Source organism: Desulfoprunum benzoelyticum, from assembly GCF_014201505.1.
In the GTDB taxonomy this organism is placed as follows: Bacteria; Desulfobacterota; Desulfobulbia; order Desulfobulbales; family Desulfocapsaceae; genus Desulfoprunum; species Desulfoprunum benzoelyticum.
This window is the reverse complement of record NZ_JACHEO010000001.1, coordinates 180774-192170: the sequence shown is the minus strand read 5'-3', so window position 1 is coordinate 192170 and position 11397 is coordinate 180774. Positions and strand designations below refer to the sequence as shown.

The window sequence follows — 11397 nt, the reverse complement described above, 5'->3', positions numbered from 1 at the left end:
TCGCATTGGTTGAGGGGCTACAAGCGCAACAGGGCGTAGATCCGGTCCATGTCGAGACTGGCGCGGACCCGGGCCGCCAGCCGGTCAAAGGCCGCCTCGAGATTGTAGGGGGCAAGGATGATCTGCTTCGCCGGCAGTCCTTTGTGAGTCAGCAGGCCGTCGATGAAATGGCGGCGGAAACGGTCCTCGTCGAAGATCCCGTGCAGGTAGCAGCCCCAGATCCGGCCGGCACCGGCCGTCGCCCCGCAGCCGCTGCCGTCGGCAAACCGCAGCGCCGGCGGCAGCGGTCCGGTCGAGATGCCGTGATGGATCTCGTAGCCGGCAACCGGCAGCGTCGAGGCGATATGGATCCCGGTCCGCCGCAGCAGGGTCTTGTCCCCCTTCAATTCGGTGGCGATATCGAGGAGGCCGAGGCCGGCCGCCGTCTTCCCGGCCGGCGATTCCAGCCCCAGCGGGTCGGCGATCTCGCGGCCGAGGAGTTGGTAGCCGCCGCAGATGCCGACAATGGTGCAGCCTCGGCCGGCCAACCCGGCGATCCTGGCGGCAAAGCCGGAATCGTGCAGGAAGCGGAGATCACTCATGACGTTCTTCGATCCCGGCAGGATCAGGGCGTCGGGGGTGCCGAGGTCATCGACCCGGGACACGACCCGCAGGTGGACATCGGGCTCGGCCAGGAATGGTTCGACATCGGTGAAATTGGAGATATGCGGCAGACTGACGACGGCGATGTCGACATGCGGCTGTCCCGGTTGCGGCCGCCGGTAGATCCCCTCCTTGAACGACACCGAGTCCTCCTCGGGCAGATCGAGATCGTGAAAATAAGGCACGACGCCGAAGACCTCGCGGCCGGTGTGGGCGGCGACATAGTCGTGGGCCGCGGCCAGCAGCGAGGACTGGCCGCGGAAGCGGTTGACGACGAAACCGGCGACCAGCCGCCGCTCCCACTCCGCCAGGACTTCCATGGTGCCGACGAAGGAGGCGTAAATCCCGCCGCGATCGATGTCGCCGACCAGCAGCACCGGGCTGCCGGCATACCGGGCCATCCGCATGTTGACGATATCGTGGCGCTTGAGGTTGACCTCGCCCGGCGAGCCGGCGCCCTCGAGGATGATGACCTGGTACTCAGCAGCCAGGCTGTCGTAGCAGGCGGTGGCCGCCGCCCAGGCCTGGTCCTTGTAGGCGTGGTACTGCCCGACCGACATGTTGCGCACCGGCTTCCCGCGGACGATGACCTGGCTGCCGGTGTCGGAACTGGGCTTGAGCAGGATCGGATTCATCCGCACATCGGGATCGAGGCGGGCGGCCTGGGCCTGCACCACCTGGGCCCGGCCCATTTCCTCGCCCTGCAGGGTGACGAAGGAGTTGAGCGACATGTTCTGGGCCTTGAACGGCGCCACCCGCACCCCGTCCTGCAGCAGGATCCGGCACAGGGCGGCGGTCAGCACCGATTTGCCGGCGTTCGACGAGGTTCCCTGGAACATCAGGGCGGCGGTCTTCCGCTGTGGCCGCGGCCGGGCGGTCCCGGGTTCCAGGATCTCGCCGATGGCGGCGACAAGCCGGGCGTTTTCCTCTTCGGTCCGGACGGCGACCCGGGCGTAGCTCGAATCGAGGCCGGCATAGTTGTCGCAGCGACGGATCAGGATGCCCTTGTCCGCCAGCGCCCCGGCGAGCTGAACCGCAGTGGTCGATCCAGTCAGACGGAGGAAGAGATAGTTGGCGGCGCCGGCAAAGACCTGGATCTGGTTGAAGCCGGCAAGACCCCGGGCCAGACTCTCCCGCAAGGCGAGGCAGGCGGTCCGCGAGTGTTCCTGGTACTCCCGGTCCCGCAGGGCCCGGGCGCCGACGGCCTGGGCCAGGGTGTTGACGGTCCAGGGCGGCAGGAGTTCGCGCAGCGCATCCGCCACCGTCTCGTGAAACACCCCGAAGCCGAGGCGGAGGCCGGGAATGGCATAAAACTTGGTCAATGAATTGAGGGTAGAGATGTTGTCGCGCGAGCCGCCCACCGATATGCCGTCCGGGACGAAGTCGAGGAAGGCCTCGTCGACCAGGAAATCGGAGTCCGGGAATTCATCGGCCAGGTCGAGGATGGCGGCGGCCGGCAGCATCGCCCCGGTCGGGTTGTTGGGGCTGCCGATGATCACCAGGTCTTCCGGCTGGATCCGCGCGGCGATGAGGTCCGGATCGAGGCGGAAGCCGCCCTCCTCGCGCATCGCCACGGTCTCGACCGGCTTACCGGCGAGTCGGGCCGCCCGGGCATAGTCGATGTAGGCCGGAACCGGGATCAGCACCCGGCTGTTGAGCAGGATGCGGCTCAGCAGATAGAGCAGTTCGGTCGAGCCGTTGGCGACCACGATCGACGAGAGCGGATAGCCGCCGCGATCGGCAATGGCGGCGACGAGATCGTGGCATTCGGGATCGGGATAGTGGCCCAGGTCCTCGACGCTGCGGCTGATCACCCCGCGCAGCCATTCCGGCGGCCCCAGCGGATTGATATTGGCGCTGAAGTCGATGATCCCGGCGGCCTGCACCCGGCGGCGGAAGGCATGGACGTTGCCGCCGTGTCCTGATCCGGTCAATAGGCAGTTATCGGCGACGTTGCTCATCCTCACCCTCCTCTCCGACATATTTCAGCCGTTGTATCTTGCGTTCCGGGCGAGTCACCGGAGCGCTCAACTGCCGACGGTCAACGCCACGGCAGCCATCAGTTCGCTTAATTCACACACCGCCCCGAGCGTGTCGCCGGTGGCGCCGCCAAGGCTGCGGCGGCACCAGGCCGCAAACAGCAGCACAGTTCCGGCCGGAACCACGAGCGTCGCCAGCAGCGCCGGTAAACCGAGTCCCGCCAGCGGAACCACGACGATCACCACCACCAGCCACAGCGCCGCCGCCAGCAGCGCCGCCTGGCGGGTGTCGGGCGAATAGAACAGGGTGCCCAGTCCCCCTTCCGGCCGGGCATAGGGCAACTGCGCCATCGTCAGGACAATGGCGCAGCGGCCGGCCAGCGGCATCAGCAGCAACAGCACGCCCAGCTGCGCCGGGGGTGCGGTGCTGAGGGCGGCATATTTGCCGAGCAGGATGATGACGATGGCGATCACTCCCATCGCCCCGGTCCGGCTGTCGCGCATGATGACCAGTTTTTCCGCCCGGGCCCGGCTGCTGAGCATGCCGTCGGCGCTGTCGGCCAGGCCGTCGAGATGGAGGCAGCCGGAAATCGCCGCCAGCACGACCATCCCGGTCAGGGCGGTCAGTGACGGCGGCAGGATCCAACCGAGCAGCGCAGCCACCATCAGCGCGACACCACCGATCCCCAGGCCGATCAGTGGGAAGAAAAATAACCCGGCCTGGAAATGCAGGCCGTCGAATTCGGCGCCCCGGCGGATCGGCAACACCGTCAGAAATCGCAGTGCCGCCAGCAGCGGGGCCAGCAGAGGAGGAGTTGTCAGCATCGGAGGATTTCCCGATTACGGTTTACTTGTCGGCGGCGGCGACGGCCGCTTCGGCGAAGGTCGCCACCTCGGTGAGGATGGCGACGGCGCCCTCGACCAGATTCATCGCCACCGCCGCCCCGGTTCCCTCGCCGAGACGGAAGTTGAGATCGAGCAGCGGCTGTTTGCAGCCGAGCATCTCCTGCATGTAGCGATGGCCGCGCTCGACCGAACGATGGGCGAAGATCAGATAATCGCGGACAAACGGTTCGATCTTGTAGGCGATGAGGGCCCCGGCGGTGGAGATGAAACCGTCGATGAGGACCGGCTTGCGTCGAGCGGCGGCGCCGATGATCAGGCCGGCGATGCCGCCGATCTCGAATCCGCCGACCTTGGCGAGGATATCGAGGCCGTCTTTGGGATCAGGCTGGTTGACCGCGAGGATCCGCTCGATGATCTTGACCTTTTGCTGCAACTGGCCGTCGTCGAGCCCGGTTCCCCGGCCGGTCAGTTCCTCGGCCGAGCGGCCGGTGCAGACGGCGGCGATGGCGGTGGACGGCGTCGTGTTGCCGATCCCCATATCGCCGGTGCCGAAGATATCGTAGTCGTCGGCCAGCATCTCGGCCACATCGATGCCCGATTCGACCGCCCGCCGGGCCATCGCCGGGCTCATCGCCGGACCGGCGGCGATATTGGCGGTTCCCATGCCGACCTTCTTGTTGATAATCTTGCCGGCATCGGCAAGGTTACGCAGATCGGCATCGACCCCCATGTCGACGACGAAGACGCTGGCCCCGGCCTGGCGGGCGAGGGCGTTGATGCCGGCCCCGCCGTTGACGAAGTTGACGACCATCTGCGGCGTCACCTCCCTGGGAAACTTGCTCACCCCCTCGACCGTCACCCCGTGGTCGCCGGCCATCGTCACGATCGCCTTGCGGCCGACCGGCGGCGTCAGCGACCGGGTCATGCCAGCAAGGTCGATCGCCAGGTCCATCAGATCGCCCAGGGCCCAGTGCGGCAAGGCCAGCTGGTCGAGGCGGGCCTTGGCCTTTACCCGGTAATCGGTATCCTGCGGAAAAATATCCTTCAGCGTTCTCTCCAGAGCTCCCATCGTTGTTTCCTGTTGTCTTTAATATATTTAAATCCCGCCCGGTCGCGCCGTTTTCAGAAACAGCGGCAGACCGCAGCTGACCAGCACGACCTCGTCGGCGGCGGCGGCGATCAGCCGGTTGCAGGTGCCGACGAGATCCCGGTAGTGGCGGGCGAGTTGATTGTCGGGGACGATCCCCATGCCGACTTCGTTGCTGACGACGATGACCGTTCCCGGATATCCGCTGATCGCTGCCAGCAACTGGCCGATCTCCCGTCGCAGCGCCTGTTCGTCGAAAACCTCGTCGTGGCGGTCGGCCTGGAACAGCAGATTGTTGACCCACAGGGTCAGGCAGTCGACGAGGACGACCCCCGGGCCTTGGAGGGCGGCGATGCGGGAAACGAGGGCGATTTCCTCCTCGCAGCTGGTCCAGCCGCGCCCTTCCCTCTCCCGGCGGTGGCGGTCGATACGTTGTCCCATCTCGGTGTCGGTAACCGGGCAGGTGGCCAGAAAGTGCCGGATTGTCGACACCGCCTCGGCCCGCGCCAGGGCATAGGAACTCTTGCCGCTCCTTGCCCCGCCGGTGACCAGAATCAAGGTCCCCATCAGCGCTCTCCCAGGTTCATTCCGGCAAGTACGCCGCCGGCCGAGTGGAGGTCGATGACGGTGCAGCGGCCGGGCTTAACCGCGAACAGCAGCGATTTTTCCGGCTCGATGCCGAGACAGGCACAGACCAGATGGCGGATGATGCCGCCGTGGGTCACCAGCAGCGGCCGCCGGGCCGGCATTGTCGTCAGCATCAAGCGGATCCTGTCGATCCGGAGGAGAAAACCCCGGAGCGATTCTCCCTCCGGAAAGGCGAAATCCTTTTCTCCTTGCGCCCAGCGATCGACCAGATCGCCGTCCGTGGCGCAGATCTCGGCAAAGCTCAGGCCCTCCCAGCGGCCGAAATCGATCTCGCGCAGGTCGTCGACGATTTCCGGCCGGAGGTGAAGACCGAGGCGGTCAAGAGTCTGCCGGCACCGCCGCATCGGGCTGCAGAACACGGCATCGAGTTCCTGCCGCTGCAGCAGGTCAGCCGCGCCTTCCAGGTCGGCCACCCCTTCCGGGCTCAGCGGCAGGTCGGTCGAGCCGATATAACGGTTGCCGGCGCCGGTGCTGCCATGACGCAGCAGATAGAGCCGTTGCCTCATCGTCATTCTGATTTCGGCTGTTCTTCGCCCAACCTGTACTTTCCTCTGTAGCCCCGCGGCGTGATCATCTTGCCGTGCCAGGTGAAGGTCAGGCTGTTGCCGACGATAATCGTCGTCTGCATCGTGATCTCGGCGTCAAGCATATGCCCAAGGTCAGAGAGAATGATCCGTTCGTCGCTGCGGGTGGCGGCCTTGACGATGCCGACCGGCGTTTCGGGATTCCTGTATTGGAGCAGGATGTCCCGCGCCAGGGCGATATGTTCGGCCCGCTTTTTCGATTTCGGGTTGTAGATGGCGATGACGAAATCGGCGGCCGCCACGGCATGCAGCCGTCGTTCGATGGTCTCCCAGGGAGTCAGCAGATCGGAAAGGCTGACGGTGGCGAAATCATGCATCAGCGGCGCCCCGAGACGGGCGGCGCAACTGTTGACGGCGGCGATGCCGGGAACGACTTCGATTTCGATCGAAGAATTTCTTTCGGCGGCAATCTCGAAAATCAGCCCGGCCATGGCATAGATTCCCGGATCACCGCCGGAGACCATGACCACCCGGCGGCCCTTTTCGGCCTCATCGAAGGCCGCCCTGCAGCGGTTGACCTCCTGCATCATCGACGAGGAGATAACCTCCTTGCCGACGAGGAGATCGGGCAGCAGATCGAGGTAGGTGCTGTAGCCGATGACGACATCCGCTTCACAGATGCTCCTGAGTGCCGCCGGTGTAATATGATCGGTACTGCCGGGGCCGGTGCCGACGACAGTTATCATCCCATGCATTCTATCTTTCTGACCGCTACGGCCGTCGTGACATTGCTCCATTTCATCTTCCCCACGATCAATTGTCCGGGAACTTCCCCGCTTGCCGCGGCGAGCATCGCCGCCGGTTCAGCCACCCCTTTCGCCCCGACTGCGGCCAGGGCATGGACGGATTCGCTGATTCCCGGAATCCGGTTGAGCCGCTCCTTGGAAAAACAGTGTAAAGGCAGCCCGTTACGCGCTGCAAAGCGCACCAATCCCTCTTCCCCGATCTTGGCGTCGATGGTCGCTACCCCTCCGATCGATCCCTCGTGCAGGTCGTGCTGCCGGCAGGTCTGAGTCACCGCCGCACCGATCTCCTCCACCGACGTTCCCCGGTTGCAACCAATGCCGACGACGAGATTGCGAGGGGAGAAACAGAGGGCGCCGGCGGGGAGGTGTTCGTTGCAGGTCAGCACAATATCGGCCTCGGCCGGATTGTCGACGACATGGAAATCTTTCGGCACCTCTGTGCACCGGCAATTGGAGAAAAAATTGATCACGCCATGGTTGACCAGCCGGGCGGCGACCGTCGTCAATTTTTTCCGCTGTGAACGAACCAGGAGGCCGTTGCGTTCCGCCCACAGATCGACCGCCGTCCGGCCGAGGACGTCGGAGGCAGTCGTAATCACCGCCTGGCCGCCGGTGATCGCGGCGATCCGCCTTGCCAGGTCGTTGCCGCCGCCATGATGGCCCGAGAGCAGGCTGATGACGTACTCCCCGCGCTCGTCGACTACGATGACACAGGGGTCAACCCATTTGTCCCGGCAGATCGGGCCGATGGCCCGCACCACGATGCCGGCGGCCATGATGCAGACCAGGGCATCGGCACAAACAAAGGCCTGGCGCAGGATCTCCAGCGTCGCTTTTTCGGGATGGCGGCAGGCCTCGTCACCAAGGGCGGCGGTGAGATGCGCCGCCAGCATCCCGCCTCCGGAAGATACCGAAAAAATTGATATTTTCATTCTGTCACAGTATGGATACGACTGAAAACCGGTTGACAACCACACCAGAACGACGAGGATAGCACAGAGCGGAATTGAAGGCAAACGTCAATTAACGGCATCGCCACTTGTTGTCCTGCGTCGATCGGCTCAAAGCGATGGCGGGTCGTTACGATGGTCGACCACTTCACGGCTTGCTATTTTCAGGAATACATGCTCAATAAAACCAGGCAGGATAGTCGTATGCGGTCTCTGTCCCGGTTCGATCGCGTCTCAAATCATCCGTGATGGTCTTTTCCACGGCATGATATCGTCTCTGCACGGGATGGAGGCAAACGCACCAGGGAAGCGAAGGACAGTGCATGACAGTATGGCGATGAACTGCACACAGCGTTGCCGATTCGATTCAATCCCCTTCGGTGGGATCATGATACAGCTTGAAGTGGAAGGAGAACAATCGGAGATTTGTTGTTCAGAAACAAGGGGGGGAAATGGCCGAGATCAAAATCAGCAATGGAAGAGTATGTATTGTCAAAGTGGTGAAACTCGAGGCTATCAAGGACGGCCTCGAGACAATGAAGAGCACCCTGATCGATTTCATCGCCAGCAGCAGACGGCAGGAGAGCGATCTTGACACCTATCTTTTTGTCGATCTTGCCCGGTTCAACAGAATCAACTCCACTCTCATCGGCATATTCGGGTCGATCATCATGGACCGGAATATCCGCCTCCTCTGCCTCTGCAATCTGCAACCGGCCGTCGAGGATATCCTCAAACGCTTCGGAGTAATCAACGAATCAGGCGGCGGCAAGGAATTCCCGGGAGAACCTGATCAGGAACACGTCAACAAGGTTCTCGTCTTTGACAGCCTCGAGGCAGGGCTGGCCTGCCTGATTCCGGCCTGACAGCAGGGCGTTGACCGGCATCCCGGCCCGGGAATCCTGGCAACGGGCGCGACAGACCATCCCTCCCGCCACTGCAATCGGAGACGGGGACAGTTGACAACGATTTCCCCAGGTCGTCCGAGGGCGGACGGTCACTGTCCATCGCTTTCCAGCAACCCGGCCAGCTGTTCCTGAGCGAAATGAAGCGAGGGGTCGATGGTCAAGGCGATGGTAAAGAAATGGATCGCCTGCTCCCGCTCTCCCAGCCGGTTGTAGTTGACCCCGATATTGGCATAATCAATGCCGGAGGCGGGGTTGAGGGCAACGGCGCGCTTGAAATGGCCGATGGCCTCGTCGTATCGCTCCTGCTTGAACATGCAGACCCCGATCAGGTTGTGGATATCCGGTCGTTCCTCGTCCTCGGCCAGTCCCTGGCCCAGGACGGCGATCGCCTCTTCGTATTTTCCCAATTCCTTCAGGCAACTGCCCTTGTAGGAAAAGATATACGGCAGATCCTCCGCTTCCGGTTCGAGGGCCAGGGCGCGATCGAAATAGCTGATCGCCGCCTCAAAATTTCCGGCATCAACGGCGTTTTTTCCCCGGTAAAATGAAAGATAATAGGCGCCGGGCAGCTGTTCCTCCATCTGCCGGAACTTCATTTCCTTGCGGGAGGGATCGCTGATCAGTTCTTCGACCAGTTTGGCCGAGAACAGTCCGGCATCCCGAATCATCGATCGTTCGCGGAAATGGGCGCCGGGAACGATCGTGTACAATGCCGGGATATCCAGCTGTTCATGGCGGACATCGATCATATAGACCTCCATGCCGATATTTTTGAGGGCGGCGACGCAACGCTCAACCTCGACCCGGATATTGTCGTCGGAAAGATCGACCATCTCTTCGATGCTGATCTTTGCGGTCGATTGCGTCAGGTATGCCACCTCTTTCATGTCGAGCGGTTTCGGAAGGCCGGAGGCGACGTAGTTCGAGCCGCTGTTGAAGTCGCCGGCCAGCTGGGCGATCTCGGTCACCGCCCGAATCAGCGATTTTTCCGGATTCGGGGTGGTCCCGGCGGTATAGACGATCTCGCTTTTTTCCGGGAAGGTCGAGCGGTCGATCGCCAGCGCCCCGACCGTACAGATACCGGTATCAAGGGAAAAATCGTGGAGGTAGAGCTCGATGCCGTTGCGGGCGAATTTTGCCAGCAGTTCCCTGGCGACCGGATCCTGCACCGAATCGGGATCGATGGCCGGCGTCGCTATCTGTTCACGATTTATACGGGAACAGACGTGACGCTCGACAATCTCGCAGACCCCTTGCAGGGCAGCCTCCTCGCAGGTGTTGCCGGCCGATGGTCCGTTGAACTCGTTGATCGCGAAAAACCAGGAAAACGGGACCAGCACCTCCTCTCCCCTGGTCATGTTGGTGGCCCAGGTCCATTGCATCGGGATATTTTCCAGCAGCGACTCCAGTTGCGCCGTCGTCGTTTTCTCGTCATGGACCGATTTCAGCAGCAGCCGGATATCCAGCAGTGGATAGCCCTGCTCCCGCATCGTCTTGTAATCACCGGTGATGAAATGTTCGGCGTTGTTTTTGAACGCGAAGAACGAAAAACGCTCGGCCAGTTCCATGCAGGCCGAAGCCTCGGCCTGCACCGGATGCGCACCTTTGCCCATCTGTTTCCTGGTTCCGGTGAGCCTGCTTGCCGCCTCGCCGCAGATGCTGAAATAGACGGGGATGTCGAGCCGGCCGTTGTCGATCCTCTTCACTTCGTTGACGATGACGCAGTCAAGTTTGTTGACCTGGGCATAAAATCTGGCGAGCGTATCCTCAGGCCGGATCGCCTTGTCCTGATCGACCGTGAAGGTCTTTGGACAATCCTTGAGAACTATGTTTGATTTTTTCATTTATCTATATGAATTATGATGTTTATCGGCAAGAAAACGGTGGTCTGATTGGTGGCACGCGCGGCCCTGCAGCATAGCAGTTTCCTTGCCGGCGTCAAGCGAAAACGAGGAGGGAAGCGACCGTCGGGGGCAGCCGTTCCAACGTCAGTGCTCCGGAGTTGATGCAGGCAGAAGACCGGGATGTTGGCTGAACAGCACGGCAAGTCGCGCTTCCCATTCGGGCGGGCAGGTGCAGCGGATGATCCGGCTGTCGTCGCCCGGATTTTCAAGCGTCAGGTCCAGACGATGGGCCGGCAGAATCCCGGCCGCCCGGATCGGCCATTCGATCACCGTCAACCCAGACAGGGAAAAGTACTCATCGAGGCCGAGATCGAGTATCTCCGCGGCATCGTGCAGGCGGTAAAAGTCCATATGGTAGAGGGGAATGCGGCCTGGATATTGATGCAGAACGGCGAAGGAGGGACTGGTCACGTACTCGGAATCCGGCACCTGCAGGCCCTGGGCGATAGCCTGGGTCAAGGTCGTTTTCCCCGCCCCGAGGTCGCCGTCGAGACAGATCACGTCGCCTGGGAGTGCCAATTTCCCCAATTCACAGCCGAATAATCGTGTTTCTTCCAGGTTCTTCAAATAGATGCTGATCTGTCCGCCCATGTCGCTCACGCCATCACCCTTGTCCATCCCGGGCAGTTGACAGCCTGTTTCCGATTCCATAAAAAAACCCGACCAACAGCTGACTGTCGGTCGGGTTGTGACAATTCACGTTCCTGCGGTCAGCTCAGCTTGACCACATTCTCGGCTTGCAGTCCCTTGTCCGTTTTGGTCACGGAAAACTCTACGGCCTGACCTTCTTCAAGACTCCTGAACCCTTCTCCCTGGATGGCGCTGAAGTGGACGAAAACATCGGCCTCTCCATCAGGTCTTTCCAAAAATCCGTATCCCTTGCTCGCGTTGAACCATTTGACCTTTCCTTGAACACGTTCAGACATACCAACCAACCTCCAGCGTAGCGACAAGAAACATGCTCCTGTCAATGAAAAAACGTGCACCTCCCCGCAGTACATCTCTCCCGGCTTCGGAGAACCTGTTTCATTTTTATCAGATTGAATTTCCGGTAGTCAAGGGAAAAGAACAATTTCTCACCAAGAAACAGTTATTTAGCCCCC

Annotated in this window: 11 protein-coding genes; 1 reads left to right on the top strand and 10 read right to left on the bottom strand. The window is 61.8% G+C overall.

What is annotated here, in order from left to right:
- Window positions 1-17: 17 nt before the first annotated feature.
- From HNQ81_RS00825 to HNQ81_RS00795, 7 genes are all read right to left on the bottom strand, one after another.
- Window positions 18-2603 carry a cobyric acid synthase gene (locus HNQ81_RS00825; protein WP_183347335.1) on the bottom strand — a complete coding sequence of 862 codons (2586 nt, stop codon included), beginning with the start codon at window positions 2601-2603 and terminating at the stop codon, window positions 18-20.
- A gap of 66 nt (window positions 2604-2669) precedes the next feature.
- Entirely contained in the window at window positions 2670-3446 is a 777-nt protein-coding gene (gene cobS, locus HNQ81_RS00820; RefSeq protein WP_183347333.1) for an adenosylcobinamide-GDP ribazoletransferase, read from the bottom strand.
- Between the two features lie 22 nt (window positions 3447-3468).
- Window positions 3469-4536, bottom strand: a complete 1068-nt coding sequence (gene cobT / locus HNQ81_RS00815) for a nicotinate-nucleotide--dimethylbenzimidazole phosphoribosyltransferase (RefSeq protein WP_183347331.1) — start codon at window positions 4534-4536, stop codon at window positions 3469-3471.
- A 27-nt stretch (window positions 4537-4563) separates the two neighbouring features.
- Window positions 4564-5121: a bifunctional adenosylcobinamide kinase/adenosylcobinamide-phosphate guanylyltransferase gene (gene cobU / locus HNQ81_RS00810; RefSeq protein WP_183347330.1), complete on the bottom strand. Its 558-nt coding sequence runs from the start codon at window positions 5119-5121 to the stop codon at window positions 4564-4566.
- Window positions 5121-5714, bottom strand: a complete 594-nt coding sequence (locus tag HNQ81_RS00805; protein WP_183347328.1) for a histidine phosphatase family protein — start codon at window positions 5712-5714, stop codon at window positions 5121-5123. The genes cobU and HNQ81_RS00805 overlap by 1 nt, the downstream gene beginning before the upstream one ends.
- A complete protein-coding gene (gene cobJ, locus HNQ81_RS00800) occupies window positions 5711-6481 on the bottom strand; it encodes a precorrin-3B C(17)-methyltransferase (protein ID WP_183347326.1) in 771 nt (256 codons plus the stop codon). The genes HNQ81_RS00805 and cobJ overlap by 4 nt, the downstream gene beginning before the upstream one ends.
- Window positions 6469-7464, bottom strand: a complete 996-nt coding sequence (locus HNQ81_RS00795) for a cobalt-precorrin 5A hydrolase (protein WP_183347324.1) — start codon at window positions 7462-7464, stop codon at window positions 6469-6471. Before HNQ81_RS00795 ends, cobJ begins: the two co-directional genes overlap by 13 nt.
- Window positions 7465-7934: 470 nt before the next feature.
- Between HNQ81_RS00795 and HNQ81_RS00790 the strand changes: the two genes are divergently transcribed.
- The gene (locus tag HNQ81_RS00790) at window positions 7935-8348 is read left to right on the top strand and encodes a hypothetical protein (protein ID WP_183347322.1); all 414 of its coding nucleotides are present in this window, start codon (window positions 7935-7937) and stop codon (window positions 8346-8348) included.
- A gap of 131 nt (window positions 8349-8479) precedes the next feature.
- Here the strand turns inward: HNQ81_RS00790 and HNQ81_RS00785 are convergent, their stop codons facing one another.
- The 3 genes from HNQ81_RS00785 to HNQ81_RS00775 all read right to left on the bottom strand — a co-directional run bounded on the left by HNQ81_RS00785 (window position 8480) and on the right by HNQ81_RS00775 (window position 11220).
- Window positions 8480-10234, bottom strand: a complete 1755-nt coding sequence (locus HNQ81_RS00785) for a YcaO-like family protein (protein WP_183347320.1) — start codon at window positions 10232-10234, stop codon at window positions 8480-8482.
- Window positions 10235-10378: 144 nt separating this feature from the next.
- Window positions 10379-10945 (bottom strand): tRNA (adenosine(37)-N6)-threonylcarbamoyltransferase complex ATPase subunit type 1 TsaE, encoded by a 567-nt coding sequence (tsaE, locus tag HNQ81_RS00780; protein WP_240191549.1) that lies wholly within the window; start codon window positions 10943-10945, stop codon window positions 10379-10381.
- 59 nt (window positions 10946-11004) lie between these two features.
- Window positions 11005-11220: a cold-shock protein gene (locus HNQ81_RS00775; RefSeq protein ID WP_183347318.1), complete on the bottom strand. Its 216-nt coding sequence runs from the start codon at window positions 11218-11220 to the stop codon at window positions 11005-11007.
- Window positions 11221-11397: the final 177 nt, after the last annotated feature.